At 60.2% G+C, this 21,096-nt stretch carries 17 protein-coding genes and 8 tRNA genes; 5 read left to right on the top strand and 20 right to left on the bottom strand.

The window, feature by feature from the left end; translation table 11 throughout:
- Positions 1–6 precede the first annotated feature (6 nt).
- The 3 genes from ACTG2W_RS01185 to ACTG2W_RS01175 all read right to left on the bottom strand — a co-directional run bounded on the left by ACTG2W_RS01185 (position 7) and on the right by ACTG2W_RS01175 (position 3,390).
- A complete protein-coding gene (locus ACTG2W_RS01185; protein ID WP_181281624.1) occupies positions 7–1,002 on the bottom strand; it encodes an LpxL/LpxP family acyltransferase in 996 nt (331 codons plus the stop codon).
- Positions 1,003–1,152: 150 nt separating this feature from the next.
- Entirely contained in the window at positions 1,153–2,142 is a 990-nt protein-coding gene (lpxM, locus tag ACTG2W_RS01180) for a lauroyl-Kdo(2)-lipid IV(A) myristoyltransferase (RefSeq protein WP_106843585.1), read from the bottom strand.
- Positions 2,143–2,397: 255 nt separating this feature from the next.
- A complete protein-coding gene (locus ACTG2W_RS01175; protein ID WP_005352390.1) occupies positions 2,398–3,390 on the bottom strand; it encodes a TDT family transporter in 993 nt (330 codons plus the stop codon).
- Between the two features lie 102 nt (positions 3,391–3,492).
- Between ACTG2W_RS01175 and ACTG2W_RS01170 the strand changes: the two genes are divergently transcribed.
- The gene (locus ACTG2W_RS01170; RefSeq protein WP_429206054.1) at positions 3,493–4,398 is read left to right on the top strand and encodes a LysR substrate-binding domain-containing protein; all 906 of its coding nucleotides are present in this window, start codon (positions 3,493–3,495) and stop codon (positions 4,396–4,398) included.
- A 95-nt stretch (positions 4,399–4,493) separates the two neighbouring features.
- Here the strand turns inward: ACTG2W_RS01170 and nfo are convergent, their stop codons facing one another.
- From nfo to ACTG2W_RS01145, 5 genes are all read right to left on the bottom strand, one after another.
- The gene (gene nfo, locus ACTG2W_RS01165; protein ID WP_440015979.1) at positions 4,494–5,336 is read right to left on the bottom strand and encodes a deoxyribonuclease IV; all 843 of its coding nucleotides are present in this window, start codon (positions 5,334–5,336) and stop codon (positions 4,494–4,496) included.
- Positions 5,337–5,652: 316 nt separating this feature from the next.
- Positions 5,653–5,982 carry a YbaB/EbfC family nucleoid-associated protein gene (locus ACTG2W_RS01160; RefSeq protein ID WP_005333445.1) on the bottom strand — a complete coding sequence of 110 codons (330 nt, stop codon included), beginning with the start codon at positions 5,980–5,982 and terminating at the stop codon, positions 5,653–5,655.
- 114 nt (positions 5,983–6,096) lie between these two features.
- Positions 6,097–8,691 (bottom strand): DNA polymerase III subunit gamma/tau, encoded by a 2,595-nt coding sequence (dnaX, locus tag ACTG2W_RS01155; protein ID WP_440015978.1) that lies wholly within the window; start codon positions 8,689–8,691, stop codon positions 6,097–6,099.
- A gap of 172 nt (positions 8,692–8,863) precedes the next feature.
- A complete protein-coding gene (gene apt, locus ACTG2W_RS01150; protein WP_005352403.1) occupies positions 8,864–9,409 on the bottom strand; it encodes an adenine phosphoribosyltransferase in 546 nt (181 codons plus the stop codon).
- Positions 9,410–9,542: 133 nt separating this feature from the next.
- Entirely contained in the window at positions 9,543–9,920 is a 378-nt protein-coding gene (locus tag ACTG2W_RS01145) for a YbaN family protein (RefSeq protein WP_111900114.1), read from the bottom strand.
- Between the two features lie 123 nt (positions 9,921–10,043).
- Between ACTG2W_RS01145 and dusC the strand changes: the two genes are divergently transcribed.
- From dusC to ACTG2W_RS01130, 3 genes are all read left to right on the top strand, one after another.
- Positions 10,044–10,988, top strand: a complete 945-nt coding sequence (gene dusC, locus ACTG2W_RS01140) for a tRNA dihydrouridine(16) synthase DusC (protein WP_201993155.1) — start codon at positions 10,044–10,046, stop codon at positions 10,986–10,988.
- A gap of 97 nt (positions 10,989–11,085) precedes the next feature.
- The gene (locus tag ACTG2W_RS01135; protein WP_019445807.1) at positions 11,086–11,454 is read left to right on the top strand and encodes a TraR/DksA family transcriptional regulator; all 369 of its coding nucleotides are present in this window, start codon (positions 11,086–11,088) and stop codon (positions 11,452–11,454) included.
- 161 nt (positions 11,455–11,615) lie between these two features.
- Positions 11,616–12,335 (top strand): substrate-binding periplasmic protein, encoded by a 720-nt coding sequence (locus ACTG2W_RS01130; protein ID WP_440015977.1) that lies wholly within the window; start codon positions 11,616–11,618, stop codon positions 12,333–12,335.
- Positions 12,336–12,452: 117 nt separating this feature from the next.
- On the opposite strand, the gene yjjG is transcribed toward ACTG2W_RS01130, so the two are convergent.
- The 10 genes from yjjG to ACTG2W_RS01080 form a co-directional block, all read right to left on the bottom strand.
- Positions 12,453–13,133 carry a pyrimidine 5'-nucleotidase gene (yjjG, locus tag ACTG2W_RS01125; RefSeq protein ID WP_005333455.1) on the bottom strand — a complete coding sequence of 227 codons (681 nt, stop codon included), beginning with the start codon at positions 13,131–13,133 and terminating at the stop codon, positions 12,453–12,455.
- 14 nt (positions 13,134–13,147) lie between these two features.
- Positions 13,148–14,647, bottom strand: coding sequence for a M17 family metallopeptidase (locus tag ACTG2W_RS01120; protein ID WP_106843566.1), 1,500 nt, complete (start codon positions 14,645–14,647; stop codon positions 13,148–13,150).
- 171 nt (positions 14,648–14,818) lie between these two features.
- A tRNA-Met gene (locus ACTG2W_RS01115) sits at positions 14,819–14,895 on the bottom strand.
- 87 nt (positions 14,896–14,982) lie between these two features.
- Positions 14,983–15,059, bottom strand: a tRNA-Met gene (locus ACTG2W_RS01110).
- 88 nt (positions 15,060–15,147) lie between these two features.
- Positions 15,148–15,224: transfer RNA gene (locus tag ACTG2W_RS01105), tRNA-Met, on the bottom strand.
- Positions 15,225–15,312: 88 nt separating this feature from the next.
- Positions 15,313–15,389, bottom strand: a tRNA-Met gene (locus tag ACTG2W_RS01100).
- 87 nt (positions 15,390–15,476) lie between these two features.
- Positions 15,477–15,553 (bottom strand) — tRNA-Met (locus ACTG2W_RS01095).
- A 94-nt stretch (positions 15,554–15,647) separates the two neighbouring features.
- Positions 15,648–15,724, bottom strand: a tRNA-Met gene (locus tag ACTG2W_RS01090).
- Between the two features lie 94 nt (positions 15,725–15,818).
- Positions 15,819–15,895 (bottom strand) — tRNA-Met (locus ACTG2W_RS01085).
- Between the two features lie 94 nt (positions 15,896–15,989).
- A tRNA-Met gene (locus tag ACTG2W_RS01080) sits at positions 15,990–16,066 on the bottom strand.
- Between the two features lie 196 nt (positions 16,067–16,262).
- Between ACTG2W_RS01080 and glgX the strand changes: the two genes are divergently transcribed.
- On the top strand, positions 16,263–18,326 hold the full coding sequence (gene glgX / locus ACTG2W_RS01075; protein ID WP_058058466.1) for a glycogen debranching protein GlgX: 2,064 nt from the start codon (positions 16,263–16,265) through the stop codon (positions 18,324–18,326).
- Between the two features lie 108 nt (positions 18,327–18,434).
- On the opposite strand, the gene ACTG2W_RS01070 is transcribed toward glgX, so the two are convergent.
- Together ACTG2W_RS01070 and ACTG2W_RS01065 are read right to left on the bottom strand one after the other, a co-directional pair.
- Entirely contained in the window at positions 18,435–19,154 is a 720-nt protein-coding gene (locus ACTG2W_RS01070; protein WP_106843842.1) for a hypothetical protein, read from the bottom strand.
- 197 nt (positions 19,155–19,351) lie between these two features.
- Entirely contained in the window at positions 19,352–20,989 is a 1,638-nt protein-coding gene (locus tag ACTG2W_RS01065) for an ATP-dependent endonuclease (RefSeq protein ID WP_106843841.1), read from the bottom strand.
- Positions 20,990–21,096: the final 107 nt, after the last annotated feature.

The raw sequence follows: 21,096 nt of genomic DNA, 5'->3' as shown, positions 1-21,096 counted from the left end.
CAATTTTCAAGGTTCGGGCGGCAAACCCTGACGAATGCGCTGGATCCCTGCTTCATAGAGGCCGTCATCCCCCTCCTGATGCTCCAGGGTTTCGAATATCTTGAGAAACCACATGTACTGCTCGGGATGGCGCGCCACCTGCATCTCCACCACCCGGTTCATGGCTTTGACGTCTGCCAGCAGATCGGCGGTGGGATAAGGGTCAAACGGCGGCTCGATCTCCAGCAGATAGCGCCCCTCATCCTCGTCATAGCTGGCGAAGATGGGTACGGCTCTGGCACCGGTCAGCTTCACCAGCTTGGGCAAGGCTGGCAGGGTTGCCTTGGGGCGGCCAAAGAAGGGAACAAACACGCTCGCCTCGCGGCCGTGATCCTGATCCGGTAGATAAAAGAAACTGGCACCAGCGCGGATCGACTTGATCGCCGGTTTGATGCCGGCGCTACGCTCATAGACCTTGCCTGCTTTGGCCCGCTCGCGGTTGATGTACCAGTCGAACACCTGATCTTTCGGGCTCTTCATCATGGTGCACATCTCGATGCCCATCATGGAGAAGTAGCGACCAATCATGTCAACCGCCCAGGTGTGAGGCACCACCAGGATCACCGGGCGGCCTGCAGCCTGCTCCGCTTGCACATGCTCCCAGCCGGTGACCTTGATGCGGCGGGTCAGCCGCCCCTTGCTGCGCCAACTGAGCTCGCCAAAGCCCATAAAGGTCTTGAGCCCGACCCGGATCGATTTGAGCAGCAGCGCCTGCCGTGCAGCGGCATCCAGCTCGGGAAAGCAGATCTTGAGGTTGGTATCGGCGATATAGGCCTGCTTTTTCGAAAAACGCAGCAGGGTAGGAGAGACCAGATCGGCAAAGCGCTCCCTCAGTCTCGCGGGGGTAAATGCCAGCAGGGAAAGCAGGCCCAGCGCACACCAGCTGCCCCACCATTTGGGATGCAGCAGGCGGCTATGAAATGAGGTATCAAATACCGGATCTAACGCAGACATGGCAGCCATCAAGTCATCAAAAACAAACGGTTATTGTAGTTATCCTGACATTTTTTTCTACCCTGGGGAGGCTGGCCATCGACCTGCAAGGCACTGATCAGACTAGTTATCATAAAAAATGGCCCACCTGGGGCCATTTCAATCAATCCAAATTCTGGGTCAGCCGTGGGGCGACAATCCCTTGCGGATCCGCTGGATCCCCGCCTCGTAAAGGCCATCCAGCCCCTCCTGATCTTCACGGGTATCGAAGATCTTGAGGAACCACATATACTGGCCCGGATGGTGCATCAGCTGCTGTTGCACCATGTCGTTCATGCGACAGGTATCGGCCATCACATCCTCGGTGGGATAGTTGTCGAACGGTGCCTCAATCTCCAGCCGGTAGTAGTGGTTCGCTTCGTCATAGCAGGCGAGCAGCGGCACCGCCTTGGCACCGCTGACCTGCACCAGACGGGGCAAGGCAGGCAGGGTCGCCTTGGGATAACCAAAGAAGGGGGCGAAGATGCTCTTCTCGCGGCCATGATCCTGATCCGGCAGATAGAAGAAGCTGCGACCGCTCTTGATGGTCCTGATCACTGCCTTGATCCCGGCGCTGCGCTCATAGACGCGGCAACCGTTCTTGGCTCGTGCACGGTTGAGGTGCCAGTCAAACACCGGATTGCGCGCCCGTTTCATCATGGTGCACATCGGCACCCCGCGCTGGGTGAAGCAGTAACCAGCGGCATCCACCGGCCAGGTATGGGGCACCACCAGGATCACCGGACGGCCGGCTGCCCGCTCCGCCTCGATATGCTCCCAACCGATCACCTGCATCCGGCTCATCAGATAACGCTGGCTGCGCATGGTGAACTCGCCAAATCCCAGCAGACTCTTGAGGCCGACCCGGATCGAGGTCAGTGCAATGGCATCCCGCTCTTCCGGGCTCTTGTCCGGGAAGCAGATCTCCAGATTGGTTCTGGCGATATAGATCTGTTTTTTCGAGATACGAAACACCAGCGGTGCCAAGGCTTCGGCCAAACGGTCGCGCAATCGCACCGGCACAAAGGCGAGCAGCATCAGCACACCGAGCGCCAGCCAGCTGAACCAGTAGCGGGGATGCAGAAAACGGGCTTCAAAGGAGGAGTCAAATACGGGATCTTGGGACGACATGTATTGGGGTCGAGCGAAAAAGTGGTGCTGCATTGTAGTCGTCCTGACAGGTAATACCAGTTAAATCCATGGCAAATCGCCCGCCACGGGCGCCACATCAAAAAACCATAAAAAAATGCCCCGCACTGCGGGGCATTTTGCTCGTTACACAACCAGGGTGGAGGCTCTTTGTCCATCCATCGTATGACTGGTCGTTTATCCCGTCGCTCTCGGAGCGCACTGCTTATCCATTTCCCGATGTCACATCATCAAGATTTATCGGTGAGCACCCTGGCGGGCCATGCCGTTATTCATTTCGGTATTACGCTGCGGCAGAAAAAACATCAGGTAACGCAGTGCCACATACCCGACGATGACGGTAGCCACCCCCAGTTCGAAGTGGGCCAGCAGTCTGATCTGCTCGACGTAGTGACTCCCTTGCGCAAACCCTTCAACCAGATGAGCCACTTTGAACAGGGCGGTTGCACCGATCACCAGCGGGAAGGTGAAGGCGGCATAACCCGGCGAGAAGGGCAGACGCAGCAGTTTGATGAAGGCCAGATAGATGATGCCTGTCATCAGGATGGCGATCCCCAACAGCACGGCCACCAGCAGCAGTGACGGCTCCTGACTGACGGTCAGGTAACCGGCCAGAGAGAGGCTGGCAGGAGCCGCCAGAATGGCGATGGTCGGTTTGGCGGCATCCGGCACTTCATGGCTGAAGATCAGGCGATAGAGCATCAGCGGCAGCATCAGGCCATAGCAGATGATCCCGAACCAGAGCAGACCGTTGGCCAGCGGGGCAAACTGACCACCCGGGAAGGCGACGTCAGCCACGATGATCCCCACCGGCGGCACGAACCAGCTCGGCACCATGTGGTGGATTTCAAACTCTTTGGCGCGATGCCAGATAAAGGTGGCCAGGAACAGCAGATGAACCGCCACGGCAAACAGCCAGAGGGCCTCGCCCGCTTGCGGCGCAATCATACCGAGCGCTTTGGAGACCACCATGGTACCCATGGCATAGGTCGGTACCACACTGCCCACCACGGGGTGAGCGAGATCCTGCAACAGCAGGCGGGGGTGAAGCAGAAACTTGAAGGTCAGGATCACCAGCAGCACGGCAGCAATGGCAGCGCCCAGCAGTTGCATCCGGCCATCGAAGTGACCGGCATTTTCCCAACACCAACCAAGGCTGGCGATGCCCAGCGCCAGACCCGCCATGGGGGTTGGGGCGGCAGCCAGTGATTTACGGGTTCTTGCGATCATGATGACACCTTTCTATTGATGACTATGGCGATAGGATAATGGCCCCTTATCGTTTACGATATCTAAATGAATTGAATCAATCATTCAGGAAAACCAAACACAATGAAACTGACCCTGCAGCAGCTGAAAGTGTTCGCCACCATTGCCCGCTATGGAAACCTTGGCCTTGCCGCCAACGAGCTCTGCCTGAGCAAGGGGGCCGTCTCCCAGTCGCTGCAGGAGCTGGAGCGCCAGCTCTCCACCCCGCTGTTTGACCGCATTCACCCCAGATTGCAGCTCAACAACGAGGGGCGCCTGCTGCAACCGGCCGCCGAAGAGCTGCTGACCCGGATGCAGGATATCGAGAACCTGTTCAGCCCCGATGCCGAGCCGAGCGGCCAGCTTCGCCTTGGTGCCAGCCAGACCATCGGCAACTACCTGCTCCCCACCCTGCTCGCCAGCAGCAAACAGGAGCTGGGGCTCCCCCCCAAGGTGACCATCAACAACACTCACCTGCTCTGCCATGCGCTGGCCAACTTCGAGCTGGATATGGCACTGATCGAGGGGGAGAACCACCACCCCGACCTGCTCGCCGAACCTTGGCTGCAGGACGAGATGCTGGTGGTGGCCACACCCGGTCACCCACTTGCCAACAAGAAAGAGCTCTCCCTCTCCCGACTTGGGGGCGAGACCTGGGTATTACGTGAAGCGCAATCGGGCAGCCGCGAGCAGTTTATCCAGCAGATCCAGCCCGAGCTGCCCCGCTGGCAACCAGGGCTTGAACTCAACACCCTGGAGGCGGTGATGCTGGCGGTGGAGAAGGGGCTTGGCATCTCCTTTATCTCCCGGCTGGCAGCCTCGGATCGCCTGGCAGATGGGCGGCTGATCGCCCTGCCCCTCTCCCGTCGCTTCCCGCGCCAGCTCTCCCTTATCTGGCACAAGCAGAAGTACCACTCCACCTCCCTGCGCCACTTTATCCACTTCTGCCGGGCTCAGGTGAAGGATGCCGAGGTGAGCCGCGCAGAGTAACGCCCGCTCGGAGCGCCGCTGGCAGGCCCGCTCGCCAATAACGGAAAAAGCAGAGAGGGAGCCACGGCTCCCTCTCTTTGATTCGCTTCTGAGTATCACTTCGCCAGACTGCGCAACCAGCTGATCTCCTCGCCCCAGATAGACTCGTCTATGGTCTCGAGGATCAGCGGAATGCGATCGAAACGATCATCATTCATGATGTGGTGGAATACCGCCTCTCCCAGATTGCCCTCCCGCAAGCTGTGGTGGCGATCGACCCGGCTACCGAAGGTACACTTGGCGCCGTTGATATGCATCCCCTTGAGATAGTGAAAACCCACCGTGCGGTCGAACTCGGCAAAGACGGCAGCGCAGCTCTCGGCGGTGTGCAGATCGTAGCCAGCGGCAAAGGCGTGGCAAGTATCGAAACAGATCCCGACCCGGCTCTTGTCCTCCACTCCCTCGATGATGGTGGCGAGGTGCTCGAACGACCAGCCGAGGTTGGTCCCCTGCCCGGCGGTATTCTCGATCACCGCCGTCACCCCTTCACTGCGCTCCAGCGCCCAGTTGATGGACTCGCTCACCAACTTGAGGCTGGCCGCCTCAGGGATCTGCTTGAGATGGCTACCGGGGTGGAAGTTCAGATAACAGAGCCCCAGCTGCTCGCAGCGTTTCATCTCGTCGAGAAACGCATCGCGGGATTTGGCCAGACCATCGGGATCCGGGTGACCCAGATTGATGAGATAGCTGTCGTGGGGCAGGATCTGCTCCGGCAGAAAACCGGCCTTGTCACAGGCCGCCTTGAAGGCACGGATGGTAGCATCCGACAAGGGAGCCGCCTGCCACTGACGCTGATTCTTGGTAAAGAGGGCAAACGCGTTGGCCCCGATGGCCTGGGCGCGGGCGATGGTATTCTCCACCCCGCCGGCCGCACTGACGTGGGCTCCGATATATTTCATACAATCTCCTCGATACGGCAAGCCGCCATTATGCCGATCCAGCCCGGCCACGCCAAACCGGGATATCCGATAGCGGGTATCGACAAATAGTGCCGCCTATACAAGGCGCTGCGTTTCATGGCGTAATCGGCCTTCGCTGTGGCAACCTCTCCCCAGAAGGGATAGTTAGAGCCCGCCCGCGCCAGCATGGCGCCCATAAAAAACGCAGCGTATCGCCTGAGCAATAACGCTGCGTCTTTGGGTCTCTCGGCCGTCCCCCTTGCCGTGACCCGAATGGCCAGCGACAAGGGAGCAAGAATGCGCGGGGAGAGTCGCCTTAGAAGGGCATCTTGAAGCCTGGCGGCAGTTGCATGCCACCGGTCAGCTCGCCCATCTTGGCCTTGTTTTGCTCTTCCACACGACGCACGGCATCGTTGCAAGCGGCGGCAACCAGATCTTCCAGCAGCTCCTTGTCATCTTCCATCAGGGAGGGGTCGATCTCGATGCGACGGACGCTGTGGCTACCGGTCATGGTGACCTTGACCATGCCAGCACCGGCTTCACCGGTCACTTCCATCTGAGCCAGCTGCTCCTGCGCCTTCTGCATACGCTCTTGCATCTGTTGGGCCTGTTTCATCAGGTTCCCCATTCCACCTTTACCAAACATATGTCGTCTCTCGTCTTGAAATCCGGCATCCAGCGCCGGGCTGTGGGCTTGTCTGTCCTAGATGGGGACAGCCAAACTGCTTTTCAACCGGAAGCGAGCTCCCGGCCACGGAATTTAGCGGTTGAGGGGCTCGATGCTCTCGTGATGGAGCACGGCACCAAACCGCTGAACTAAAAACTGCACGTTGGGATCCTGCTCCAGATCCCGGGTCACCTGCTCGCGCACCCCGAGATAAAGGCGGTGCTCGATCTCAAGGGGGGTCTCCTGGTCAGGCACCACACCGAGCGTTACCTCGACCTGCACCGGTTGACCCAGCGCTGGCCCGATGATCTCGGCCAGATCGGCGCGCGCCTTGTCGCTCACCAGATGGCGCTGCTCGGGCTTGAGGGTTAGCAGTACCTTGTCCCCTTCCCGCGTCATCACCGAGTTGATGGCCAGCTGGCGCAGCCGCCCTCCCACCTGAGTGTGAGCGATCAACTCGGCCCAAGGTTCGCCGCAACCATTGAGCAGCGAGGAGGGGATAAGGCGAGTCGCCTCTCCCTCTTGCGGCTCGCTGTCGCTCTCGAGCTCATCCCAGTCGATGGTCTCCATCACCGGCTGAACGGGCTCATCCTGCGTCACAGGGGTAGCAGCCACCGCCGTGGTGGCAACGGGTGGCTGGGTCGCTGGGGCGGCCGTCACCGCAGGCGCCGCAGCGCTGCGCTCGCCGGGTCGATAGCTCGGCTGCCCGTCGAGATCCCAGGGGGGCAGATCGGTTGGCTGGGCCGGTGCCGTGACAGGGGCGTGGCTCATCACCTGAGTCTGCTCGGCAAAGCCCTGATTGAGGTACTCCTCGTATTCCCCGTTGTCACCCTGCGGCTCGTAACCGTCGCCATAGAGATCCACCGGCGGCAGATCATCATAGTGACCCATCGCCGCCATCCCCTGCCCGACCGATTGGCTGACCGGAGCAGGTTGTTGGGTGACGGCCGGTGCAGCAGCGGGCACAACAGGGCGAGCTGGCGCAACCGGCACCGCGCGCGGCGCGGGCGCCGCCGGGGCATCCTGACCACGCTGGCGGCTGCGCAGCATGTTTCGCTTGCCAAGCAGGCTCTGCATGCTCGATACAGCTGATACCGGTTCAGCAGCGGCAACAGGCGTTGCTGTCGCTTCGAGCGCGGGCTCGAAGGGGGCGGTCAGCGGCTCGCCACGGGAATAGTCGGTATCGGCTGCGGCAGACGCTCGATCATCCGCATCTGCGGGCTGTGCGTCTGAGTGCGCAGACACATCGGGCTGCGCATGGGGCAACTCGGGCTCGGGTTGATACCCCATGCCCGCAGCTTCACGCAGCAACTCATCCTGCTGACTGAACAGCTCGGCGGCTTGCGCCTCCTCCTCGCTGTCGGCGGGGTTGCCGATGTCATCCGTCATCGCAGGCAGGGAGACATCAACCGCGGGCACTGCACTGGTAGCAACAGGCGTGCTGGCAACAGGGCTGGCTAGCGGTGCAGGCACGGCGCCGCTGATCGGTGCCACTGCGGCCGATTCAGCGGCCGGGGGCTTTCCCGGCAAGGAGGCTACCGGAGTGGCATTGCTCGTCATTGACGGGGGCAGCGCAGTGAGGCTGGCCGGATGCAGGGCATCGCGCCTTGGGGAGAAGGCGAGCATCCGCAGGCAGGTCATCTCCAGCGCGGTGCGGCCATCGGGGGCCCAAGGCAGATCTTTACGGCCACCCAGCACAATCTGGTAGCAGAGCTGCACCTCTTCTGGGCTCATCGCCTTGGCCAGTTGCAGCAGGGAATCAGCATCCGCCCCCTGTTCCTGCACACTGGCAGGCAGCAGCTGTGCCATGGCGATGCGATGGAGCAAGCCTTCCAGCTCGGCGTGGAGCTGATCAAAATCGGGGCCCAGGGTGGCGATCTCGGTGATCTTGGCCATAGTCGCGGGGGCATCTTGCCGCAAAATGGCTTCCAGCAGCTGGTGCAGATGGCGGTGATCGAGCGTGCCCAGCATCGCCAGCACGCTGTCGAGGCGCACGCTGCCATTCCCGTGGGCCAGCGCCTGATCGGTCAGGCTCAGGGCATCGCGCATACTGCCGTCAGCGGCTTTGGCCAGTGCCAGCAGGGCGCGCGGCTCGAAGGGCTGCCCCTCCTGATCCAGCACCCATTCGAGCTGCTTGGCGATCTGGGTCTGATCCAGACTCTTCAGATGAAACTGCAGGCAGCGCGAGAGAATGGTAATGGGCAGCTTCTGCGGATCCGTGGTGGCCAGCAGAAACTTCACATAGGGAGGCGGCTCTTCCAGGGTTTTCAGCAGCGCGTTGAAGCTGTGGCGCGACAACATGTGCACTTCATCGATGAGGTAGACCTTGAAGCGGCCGCGGGCCGGACGGTACTGCACGTTGTCGAGCAGCTCGCGGGTATCTTCCACCTTGGTTCGCGACGCCGCGTCAATCTCCAGCAAGTCGACAAAGTTGCCCTGATCGATCTCGCGGCAGGTATCGCAGACGCCACACGGGTGGCTGCTGATCCCCTGCTCGCAGTTGAGGCTCTTGGCCAGAATACGGGCGATGGTGGTCTTGCCGACCCCACGGGTACCGCTCAGCAGATAGGCGTGATGCAGCCGTCCCTGATCCAGGGCGTTGGTCAAGGCGGTCAGCACATGTTGCTGGCCTACCACTTGTTCAAACGTATGGGGGCGCCATTTACGCGCCAGAACCTGATAGCTCATAAATCCATCATGCAGGGAAGACAGGGCATTGAGGCCGGATGCTAACACAAATGGCGGGCTGGCTGTATCGGCTATCGGTGAGAGCGGGAGGGATCGCTTGATTTTCAAACCGATGCCCGCACGGGCACCGGTTCAATGCAGGCCCGATGCAGAGGATCGGGCCGAAGAGGCATTACTCGCCGGCCAGCTCGACCAGTGAGACCACCTTGATGCCAGCGGCAGTCAGGCGGGCATCGCCACCCAGAGACGGCAGGGAGATGATGAAGGCCGCATCGGCAACTTCACCACCAGCACGGCGGATCAGCTTGACGGTCGCATCGACGGTACCGCCGGTCGCCAGCAGATCGTCCACGACCAGCACCTTGTCACCGGGTACGATGGCATCGGTGTGCAGTTGCAGGGTGTCAGTGCCGTACTCGAGGGCATAGGACTCCTCGATCACTTCGCGCGGCAGCTTGCCCGGCTTGCGGACCGGCACGAAGCCCAGCCCCATGGCATAGGCAACCGGCGCGCCAAAGATGAAGCCGCGAGCTTCGGTGCCAACAATCTTGGTGATCCCTTGATCACGATAATGATTGGCCAGCAGATCGATGGTGGCCTTAAAGGCCTCGGCGTTCTCAATCAGGCTGGTGATGTCACGAAACAGAATGCCCGGCTTCGGATAGTCGGGAATGGTCTTGATGCTTGCTTCGATAAATTTCAGGGTTTCCGGATTCATGTGTTGACCGCTTATTTTTTGACCCAAGGGTGGCCATTTTTTCTCAATTCCCTTCTGCGGGAAATAAAAAAGCCTGTCACGCAAAAATGACAGGCCGACTCCATAGCATTATTGCTGCAATAGCTTAGGGACTTCACTTCACCATTGCAACTGGCTCCAGCACCGGCAGGCGCATTAACCAGGTGAGCAGGATCACCATTATGATAACCAGCAACCCCTTGACCCACAGCAGTGGCACCACCGCCAGTGACACCGAAAAGGTGAGCAAAATGAAGATAATGGCGCGCCGTCTGGCCTGACGACGAATGCCGCGATACTGCTGCCAATCCACGATGGGCGGGCCAAACCAGGGATGGGTCAACAGCCAGCGATGAAAACGGGGCGATGAGCGGGCAAACAGGGCGGCAGCCAGCAACATGAAGGGGGTAGTCGGCAACAGGGGCAGCACAATGCCCACAATACCGGTGACAAATGCCAGCCACCCGAGCGCCATTAGACACCAACGCTTCATTCCTTCTCCTTGCGTGATTTATCTCCCTCTAGCCTAACAGAGTTTGAGCGGGTGCTGACAGCGGGCCGCAACCCCACTACAATCTGCGCTCTTTTTTCTTGCCACTCTCGTCGGAAAGCCGTTATGCGCGTTATTTTGGCCCCCATGCAGGGGGTACTGGATCACCTGATGCGGGAGGTTCTCACCTCCGTCAATGATTACGATCTCTGCGTGAGCGAGTTTATCCGGGTCGTCGATCAGCTGCTGCCCGCCAAGGTGTTCTACCGCCTCTGCCCTGAACTGCTGCAAGATGGCAAAACCCGCGCAGGCACCCCGGTGCGGGTACAACTGCTGGGGCAACACCCCGAGTGGCTGGCCGAGAACGCCGTGCGCGCCATCGAGCTGGGCTCCCCCGGCGTCGATCTCAACTTCGGCTGTCCCGCCCCTACGGTCAACAAGAGCAAGGGCGGGGCGGTGCTGCTCAAAGAGCCCGAGACCATCTACCGCATCGTCAAGGCGGTGCGTGACGCAGTACCCGCCCATCTGCCGGTGAGCGCCAAAATTCGCCTCGGTTACGACGACAAGGATCTCTATCTGGAGAACGCTCAGGCGGTCTTCCAGGGGGGGGCCAACGAGCTGGCCGTTCATGCCCGCACCAAACGCGAAGGGTACAAGGCCCCCGCCCACTGGGAGTACGTGGACGCCATTCGCCGCGCCCTGCCCATCCCCGTCACCGCCAACGGCGAGATTTGGGATCATAAGGATGCCCTCACCTGCGCCAGCGTCTCCGGCTGTGATGCCCTCATGGTGGGGCGCGGCGCCATCTCCCTGCCCAATCTGGCCAACGTGATGAAAACCGGCTGCCCGCACATGAGCTGGGCCGAGGTGCTGCAGTTGATGGTGAGCTATACCGAGCAGGATCTGGCCAGCGAAAAAGCCGACTACTACCCCAGCCGCATCAAACAGTGGTTCAGCTATCTCAAGCGGGAATATCCCGAAGCGGACCTGCTGTTTCAGGAGATCCGGGTGCTCAAAGAGACGGATCCGATCCGCGATGCCCTGCTGCAAGCAGCCAAAAGCCACAGCTAACCACGTTTAACTTGACGCATATCATCTTGATAAAGTTATCGGATCCCTATACTGCCCCGAATCTGTCGTCTGTCCTGTGGGGGATAATGTGTGTGAAATGACGCAAGCACAGTTGACTGTCTGGCGTAATCGCCTGCTGTCAGACTGGGCCCAAGTACGAGAAACGCTGATCGGTCAGCTTAAAGCCTGCCGCCGTGACGAGTGGGCCGAACAGGTCGGTCACTGCGAGCAGGATCAACTGGTGGAACTGACCAGCCGACTGGATCTGCCGAAGGTAGAGCAGAGTGTGGCCCGCCTCAAGCGGATCGATGCGGCACTCTGCCAGATGGATCTTGGCCTCTATGGCCTCTGCTCCGATTGTGAAGAGCCGCTTTCCATCGAACAGCTGGAACAGGATCCGACTCTGCAACGCTGCCCGCGCTGCGAAGCCCGCTATCGCAAGGGATTCCACGCCCACGAACTGTGAGGGATGCACATCTGTGCATCCGCTCAACCCTCAGCACTGGTTACTCCGTCGTTCCTGTCCAATACTCAACCGTATCAGCCTGTTCGAGGGTATGCGTTGTGTACAGACTCTTGTTGTTATGGTGTTTGTGTTGCCAGGCTACGGCACAAGAGTCATTGGTCGTGGGCTGGGTCGACTGGCAGCCCTTCAGTTATCGCAATGAACAGCAACAGCTCCGCGGACTGGATGTGGAGCTGCTCAACGCCATCTTCCTGCGTGCCGGTTATCAGGCCAGATTCAGTGAAATGCCCTGGGCTCGCGTGTTGCACGAGCTGAAATTCGGCACGGTTCAACTGGCCATGTCAGCCAATATCACCGCCGAGCGGCAGCAATATGCCCGCTTCAGCCACCCCTATCGGGAAGAGGAGACGGCCATCGTCATCCGTCGGCAAGATGCCGCTCGCTGGCGCGGGATCACCACCCTGGAGCAGTTGATCAACACCCCTGACTTTCATATCGGGGTGCTCAAGGGCTTTGATTACGGCAATACCTTCCGCCAGTTGATGGCAAGGCCCGAGCTGCAGCCCCGTCTGCAGATGCGCCTGCGGCTGGATCAGCTGCTGAAGATGTTGCAAGGGGGACGGATCCAGGGGTTTATTCTGGATCCCTACGGACTGCAGGAGTGGCAGGGTAAGGATGGCGTGCAGGACAAACTGTATATTCTGCTGCATATCGAACAGACACCTGTTCACCTGATGCTGAGCAAAGAGAGCACCACTGAGGCGCAACTGCAGCGGATCAATCAGGCTATCGATCAATTGAAACAGAGCCCCGACTATCAGCAGATCCTCGATCGCTACCAGTTCAGATCCCTGCATTCACAGGAAAACACTCATAAGTAAGGGGAGCATCAGCTCCCCTTGCAGTCTCAAGCAAACCCAATCCTGTTTCAAACAACCCTGGTTGCAACTTGCCAGGACGTTTTGGTCACCGATAACGTGATGGGTTAAGCCTGGCTATCAGCGTCCCAGCACAATGTCGGCAAGGTGGGCGAAGTGGTGGATTTCGTGGGTTGCATCGCACTCGCCCGCTTGCCGCGCCGGGTTGTACCAGCAGGTTGCCAGCCCCTGCGCCGCCGCCCCGGCAATATCGGTTTTCGGGTTATCCCCCACCATCAGCACCCGGGCCGGATCTGGCTGCCCCATCAGGGAGAGGGTGTGCTGGAAAATAGCTGGCGCCGGCTTGGTCACCCGGATCTCGTCGGAGATCACCAGCGGCTCGAACCACTCGCTCCAGCCCAGTTTGCCGAGCCGCCCCCGCTGAGGCACGCTGAAACCATTGGTGATGATCCCCATCCGCACCTTGCTGCGCAGCTGCTGCAGGGTCTCGACCACCCCTTCGAGAGGCATGCTAAGGGCAATGATCTGCTCCAGAAAGGTGTTGTTCATTGCCATGGGATCGGCGGCGACCTGCTGGGCAAAGAGGGAGAAGCGGGTCTGCTGCAACGCCGTTGCATCGATCTCGCCGTCGTTGTACTGCTGCCAGAGCCCGTGGTTGAGGGCGTGGTACTGCGCCATGCTGGCGTCATCAGCCTGTACGCCATAGATCTGCAGAGTGTGCGTCAGCGCAGAGGCGACCGGAAAATCGAGCAGGGTTTCATCCAAATCGAACAGCACCCAGTCATAGCTTGGTTGTTTCACAGAAATCCTTGTTATCATTCAGATTGTTCAGAGGCTTGGCGACCAACTCTGCCAAGCGGGCTGGCCAGCAGATCCAGCGTGAGACGCACGCCAAAGCCGGTCACTTCGCTGGAGACCACCCCATTGCCCCCCTTGTTGCGAAAACCGCTCAGGTCGAAGTGCAGCCAGGGGGTCTGTTCGGGCACGAAGTGGGCGAGGAAACGGGCCGCATCGATGTGATCCGGCGAACTGCCAGGCGCACACTGCAACAGATCCGCCCACTCGCTCTCGATGTTGTCGTCGTAATCGTCATCAAGCGGGAAGGGCCAGACTCGTTCACCGCTGCGCTGACCCAGATTGACCAATGATGCCATCCATTCGCTGCGATTGGTAAAGACGCCGCTGTAGCGGCTACCCAGCGCCCGTTTGCAGGCCCCGGTCAGGGTCGCGTAATCGAGCAGCAGATCCGGAGTATCCTGCACCGCCATCGCCAGGGTGTCGGCCAATACCATTCGCCCTTCGGCATCGGTATCGACCACCTCGATGGAGGTGCCATTGATGGCAGTCACCACCTCGCCGGGGCGATAGGCGTGAGGGCCGATATGGTTCTCGGCAATGGCCAGCCAGCAGTGTACCTCGTAGGGTAGCTGAGCTCGGCTGATAGCGTAGAGGGTGCCGAGCGCCACTGCACTCCCCCCCATGTCCAGATGCATGCCATACATGCTGCCAGAGACCTTGAGGTTGTAACCGCCAGAGTCGTGGCAGATCCCCTTGCCCACCAGTGCAATGCGGCGCACCGGCTTGGGTGGATAGTAGCTGAGCTTGACCATGGCCCCCTGATTGTCTTCCGAGCCACGAGCAACGGCCAGAAACGCCCCTGCCCCCAACTCGGCCAGCTGCGCCTGATCATAGTGATGGCACTGCCACCCCTCATCTTGCGCCAGCTTGCTGACAAACTCGCGATAGCTGGCGGCCGTCAGCTCGGAGGCAGGCAACACCGCCAGATGGCGAGCCAGCCCGTTCCCCCCCGCTTCGCTGTAAAGGCGTGCCAAGTCCAGCACCACCGCGGGTGAAACCTTGATCTGCTGATAGCTCCAGCTGCTTTCACTGCGGCGCTTACTGGTGGGCAACGAAATATTGGCGGCAAGCAGGGCTGACAACATCACTTCGGCCAGCATCACTCGCTCGGAGGGGGAAAAACCTTCCAGATGCAGCCCGAGGCGCTCCACATTGAGCCCAGAAAGAGGAGAAATCCAGCCTCGGATCTGTTTATAGAGGCGGTGATCCCGCGTCACACTGCCGGCCACAAACATCACCTGCAACAGGGTATTGCCATGCATCAGGGTAAAGGGCGCTTTTTTCCCCAGCGCAAGCTGGGTCTGGAGACCCGCAAGGGCGGGCAGCGAAAGCAAGGACTCCTTCTGCTCTTCGGCGATCAGCAGCAGTTGCAACGGCAGCCCTTGGGCAAGGGCTTCGGCCAGCGTGGCATCCCGGCTTTCAATAGCAGGAGGAAGATAGGTGAAGGGAGTGATCACAGGCGCGTGCCTCATCCATGAAGAGATACCTGATGATACCCAACAAATGGTTGATACGACCAGTTTTGGTCTTGAAAAAGCGTCAGAAATAGCAGCAATCACCAGATGGTGACGAGCATCAAGAAGGATTGTTCAATGATTGGCAATGCAGGAAGGGAACGTACAGAAAGTTGGTTGCGGGGGCCGGATTTGAACCGACGACCTTCGGGTTATGAGCCCGACGAGCTACCGAGCTGCTCCACCCCGCGTCCGAATTGTCACCCCAAGCCGAGCAGTAGCTTGGTAGCGTTTGTCTGCTTTCGACTGTTTATACAATCGCAAGCTGACGAAAGAGTTGGTTGCGGGGGCCGGATTTGAACCGACGACCTTCGGGTTATGAGCCCGACGAGCTACCGAGCTGCTCCACCCCGCGTCCGAATTGTCACCCCCAAGCCGAGCAGTAGCTTGGTGGCGTTTGTCTGCCTTCGACTGTTTACACAATCGCAGGCTGACGAAAGAGTTGGTTGCGGGGGCCGGATTTGAACCGACGACCTTCGGGTTATGAGCCCGACGAGCTACCGAGCTGCTCCACCCCGCGTCCGAATTGTCACCCTCAAGCCGAGCAGTAGCTTGATGGCGTTTGTCTGCTTTCGACTGTTTATACAATCGCAAGCTGACGAAAGAGTTGGTTGCGGGGGCCGGATTTGAACCGACGACCTTCGGGTTATGAGCCCGACGAGCTACCGAGCTGCTCCACCCCGCGTCCGAATTGTCACCCTCAAGCCGAGCAGTAGCTTGATGGTGTTTGTCTGCTTTCGACTGTTTACACAATCTCAAGCTGACGAAAAGTTGGTTGCGGGGGCCGGATTTGAACCGACGACCTTCGGGTTATGAGCCCGACGAGCTACCGAGCTGCTCCACCCCGCGTCCGAATTTTTCTCGAAGTGGCCGAGCAGTAGCCAGTTCGATTTCTCCTTTCCCACCAACCGGTTACACCGGCTTGACTGGTCAGGATCTCAGATGGTTGCGGGGGCCAGATTTGAACTGACGACCTTCGGGTTATGAGCCCGACGAGCTACCGGGCTGCTCCACCCCGCGTCCGAATTTTTCTCGAAGTGGCCGAGCAGTAGCCAGTTCGATTTCTCCTTTCCCACCAACCGGTTACACCGGCTTGACTGGTCAGGATCTCAGATGGTTGCGGGGGCCAGATTTGAACTGACGACCTTCGGGTTATGAGCCCGACGAGCTACCGGGCTGCTCCACCCCGCGTCCGAATTTTTCTCGAAGTGGCCGAGCAGTAGCCAGTTCGATTTCTCCTTTCCCACCAACCGGTTACACCGGCTTGACTGGTCAGGATCTCAGATGGTTGCGGGGGCCAGATTTGAACTGACGACCTTCGGGTTATGAGCCCGACGAGCTACCGGGCTGCTCCACCCCGCGTCTGAGGTCGCCAATAATAGGCGCCAGCGCACAGATTGCAAGTAAATATCTCAAAAAAAGTTTATTCGTAGATTAATCGGACAAATAGTGCGGTCATTAGCAGCATCATGCTGTTTTTTCAGGCAATCGAGCCCTTGCCAGGCATCCGGCACTACACTCAATAAGGTGAACACTCCTCATTTTGGGTAGGTAGAATATGCGCATCTCCGCCGGTCACTGCCGTCAGTTGGGGGCCACACCCGACAGTAACGGCGTCAACTTCGCGATCTGGGCACGCCTCGCCAGCCGGGTCGAACTACTGCTCTTCGCAAGCGCAGACGATGCGACCCCCGAGGTGATCCCCCTCTCCCCGCGCCTAAACCGCACCGCCTACTACTGGCATATCCATGTGGAGGGGATCTCGGTCGGGCAACGTTACGCCTATCGCATTCAGGGCCCGTGGCGCCCATATGGCGGCACCCGCTTCGATGCCGAGAAGGTGTTGCTCGACCCTTACGGCCGCAGCATCGAGCTTGGCGCCAATTACGATCGATGGGCGGCGGCCCGTCCAGGCAGCAATCTGGCTTGTTGCGCCAAGAACAAGGTGGTCGATACTCGCCACTACGACTGGGAAGGAGACAAACTGCCCGCTCACTCCCTCTCCCGCTCGGTGATCTACGAATTGCATCTGGGGGGCTTTACCAAGTCCCCGAGCTCCGGGGTCGATCCGGCGCTGCGTGGCACCTATCTCGGGCTGATTGAGAAGATCCCCTACCTGCAATCTCTCGGTGTCACCGCCGTCGAGCTGCTACCGGTGTTCCAGTTCGATCCTCAGGATGCGCCCAAAGGACTCTCCAACTACTGGGGTTACAGCCCCATGTCCTTTTTCGCCCCCCACGCCCAATACGCCTGCGGCGATGATCCGCTGACCGAATTTCGCGACATGGTCAAGGCGCTGCACAAGGCCAATATCGAGGTGATCCTGGACGTGGTTTACAACCACACCGCCGAAGGGGGTGATGATGGCCCCACCTTCTCGTTTCGCGGCATCGACAACGAGGCCTACTACATCCTCGACAACAACCAGAAGGACACCAACTATTCGGGCTGCGGCAACACCTTCAACGGCGCCCATCCGGTGGTGCTGCGGATGATCATGGACAGCCTCCACTTCTGGCGTCAGGAGATGCACGTCGATGGCTTTCGGTTTGATCTGGCTGCCATTCTGTCGCGGGATGAATCGGGTCAGCCGCAGGCCAATGCGCCTACCTTGCGCACCATAGATACCGACCCCAACATCGCCGACATCAAGCTGATTGCCGAAGCCTGGGACGCGGGGGGGCTCTATCAGGTGGGGTCACTGGCCGGCGCCCGCTGGCGTGAGTGGAACGGCCAGTTCCGGGATGATGTGCGCCGCTTCCTGCGCGGGGATGACAACAGCGTCACCGCCTTTGTCGAGCGGCTCTGCGGCAGCCCCGACATCTACCACTATCACCACGCCGATCCCGAGAAGAGCATCAACTTCGTTACCTGCCACGACGGTTTTACCCTGTGGGACTGGGCCAGTTACAACAGCAAGCACAACGAGGCCAACGGGGAGGAGAACCGTGACGGCTGCGATCACAACTTCAGCTGGAACCACGGCCACGAAGGGGTGACGGAAGATCCCCAGATCAACGCCCTGCGGATGCGCCAGGCCAAAAATATGATGGTGGCGACCCTGCTCTCGGTGGGCTCCCCCATGCTGCTGATGGGAGACGAGCTGCTGCGCACACAGCGGGGCAACAACAACGGCTACTGTCAGGACAACGCCACCTGCTGGATGAACTGGCTGCCCAATGCCCGCAGTCAGGAGATGTTCCGCTTTATGAAGGAGCTGATCCAATACCGCAAACACCTGTTCCAGCGCCCGGAGCAGGAGAGCATGCCGCTGTCGCTCACCGAGATCCTGCGCCACAGCGAGATCTGCTGGCACGGAGTCAACGCCGGGCAACCGGATTTCAGCCCCCACTCCCACGCCATCGCCATGTCGGCGCTGTCGAGCGAGACCAAGCTGGCGCTCTATGTGCTGTTCAACGCCTACTGGGAACCCCTCACCTTCAACCTGCCGAGCCCCCCCAAGGGGGTCGGCGGCTACTGGCGGCGGATCCTCGATACCGCCCTCCCCTCGCCACAAGATATCTGCACCTTCGGCATGCCACTGGAGGGGTTGACCCGCGAATATCTCGCCCAACCGCGCAGCAGCTGCCTCTTTATCTGCGGGGCCGACGACTTCTATTGATAGATAACTGCGGCTTAATTGCTGCTAATGGATGGCTGCGATACCGGCAAGCCAGATATGCAAAAGCCCCGAGTGTTGGCTCGGGGCTTTCTCTTTTCAGCGCCAGTGTCAGATCAGCTGGTGCAACACGCTGGTAGCGGCAATCTGGGCGATCAGCAGGCCACACAGGGAGGTGGAGACCACCACTGGCGCGGTATCACGCTGCAAGTAGAGCGGGCTGAACCAGAGCAGCAGAGAGGCCACCAGCAGCGCTGCCTGGGTCACCACCGCCGGGATCAGGGCATCGAGATTGGCCTCGCCCCCTTGCCAGCCCACCAGCACTGCCAGCCAGACAAGGCTGGCCATCGCACCCATCAGACCGGCCAGCGGCAACAGGGTGTTGAATGCCTTGAGGCGATGACGGGCCCGCAGCAGCATCAGATGGGCAAAAGCCGCCCCCAGCATCGCCATCTGCAGCAGACCGCTCACCCAGCCCTGCAGTTGCAACAGCCCGATGCCATAGAGAGCGAGCGGCAACGCCGGTAGCCAGAGCAGTGTCGAGGGGACTGAGCGCTTGCCCTCCAGCCGTGACTGGGCCAGCGACAAGCCAACTCCGAGCACCAGTGCGACCCCACCACTCCAGATGAGCCAGCTGGCCGCCTTGGCTTCCACCGCCAGCATCAGAGAGAGCGCGGTAATGACCCAGATGGAGAAGAGCTGCTGACTGATGCGCGAGCGCTGGCCAGGGCAGATATCACCGCGCCACAGCACGATACCGAGGGCGATCAGCGCGCCAAGCGCCATCAATCCGGTGAGAGGAAAGAGCCAAAAAGGGAGTTGGACGAACACGACGCCTCCAGCAGTAAAGATTCGAGGTGCGCCACCGGGGCGCCAGAGAGGGGCAAGTATACCCAAACCGGCGGCTATCCCCAATCGCGACAAACAATCGCGGGCAAACAATCCGGGGCAATTTGCGCCAGCAGGGCCCACCTTGAAGGGTGCCCTGCTGGCAGCCATGTCCATAGGGACGGGATACGGCGCTGGCTTTAGCCCTGACCGCGGGCCAGCGCCACCACCCGGGCAAACATCTGGCGGATCACCGGCGGAATATGCTCGGCGCCGAGCCGCTCCGCCTCTTCCACCACCGCCAGCGCCATTCCCGGCTTGCTGCGGTGATGGATCGCCTTGTTGATGATGTGACTGGCGCTCCACATGGCGCGCCCGCCCACCCCGGCCTCGCGACGAAACACAGCTTCAAAACCGTTGTGATAGAGGTAGTGCTCTATGTCCGCCGCCGGCAACTGGGTCAAGCGATCCCGCTCCCGCTCGCCCTTGAGCTGGCCACGGGCCGAGGCGGCATACTTGAGCCCCGCCTCGTCGCCATCGGTCAGCAGGTGCCACTCGATGCCAAAATCCCGCGCCACCTTGATGAGCGGCGACTGGCCGCACTGGGCAAACTCGATGATCCGTACCCCCTCGGCCCGCAGACTGTAACCGCAGATCTGCGCCAACTCGGAGAGCAGCCAGATCTCGGTCTCCCCCTCCACCAGCAGCCAGCAGCGGGCAAACAGCGACATGGGGCGGTTAATCCGCACGTGGAAGGCGATCTTGCGCAGATCGTCGCTGCTGTAACGCTCGCCCCCCAGCTGATGACAGAGGATATCCTGCTGACGGCGCACCAGCCGCCGCACCTGATTGAGCGGCAGGGAAGAGAGCAGATCCCCCGAGTTGGTGGTGAGCAGTTTCTGGCCCGGCAGTTGTTCCAGCAGCCCCCACGCCAGAGCCAGCATGGTCGGGTGCAGCCGGCTCTCCGGGTCCTCCAGGATCATGATGGGGCGGGCCCCCTCCTCCAGCTCGCGGTTGCCACGCGCTTGCAGCAGGGTAGCCGCCATCCCCGCCATCGCCAGCTGCAGCGCGCGGTTATCGGCGCGGCGCAGCAGGGTATGCAGGTTGCCAGGATTGCGCAATGTCATGGGGCGATTGATGATGTCACGCTGACTGCGCGGCTTGTTCTTGATGGGGGCCAGGGCGTTGAAGTAGTGATCCATCAGCTGGCGCACCGCCTGCAACGCCTCTTTGAGCTCCGGCTCGCCGATCCGCTGGGGTTCGTCGATCAGCTTGTCTGCCAGCTCGCTCAAGCGATGCTCGGAGAGATCTCCCCACTGCAATGTCTCCACCCCGTTGCGAGCGGTACGGGCGTCCCGCAGCCGGAACACCGGGTTCATGGTGATCAGCATGCAGACCAGCTCGTGGGTGTTGGCGATGGGCAGGCTCTTGCCTACCCCGTCGAGAAAGTCGTGAATGGTGAGCACAGAGCCATCCGCCTGCAGCTCGGCGCTGGCGCGATAGTGAATGCGGTGGAATTTGTCCTTGTGCAGCACCCAGGAGGGGCAAAGACGGGCCAGCCGACGGGAGTGCTGACACATCTGGGGTCTGTGCTCACTGAAGGTGAGCACCAGTTGCAAGTGGCGCGCCGGGGCCAATTCGGGATCTTCCGGTTGGTGAAAATCCTCGGCGGTGAACTGATAGGGCTCGGCATCCTGCCCCAGCAGACACCAGAGGGCGCGCAGCAGGCTCGATTTACCCCAGGTATTCTCGCCGATCAGCACTGTGGTGTGATCCAGCCCGAGCGATAGGCGATTTATACCGCGAAAACCTTTGACTTCAATACGTTCCAGAAACATCCAGCCATGTCCACATCATTGTGATGGGGCAATAGTGGCAAAGTTACCGGAAAAATCCTATCGCAGGCGGGGCTTTTTCAACGTGAACTGTGAGGCACTGCAGGTTC

The sequence above is a fragment of the Aeromonas sp. 96A genome, assembly GCF_051919165.1.
In the GTDB taxonomy this organism is placed as follows: domain Bacteria; phylum Pseudomonadota; class Gammaproteobacteria; order Enterobacterales; family Aeromonadaceae; genus Aeromonas; species Aeromonas veronii.
Note: the sequence above shows the minus strand (reverse complement) of the source record. Positions and strands in the feature narration are given on the sequence as shown.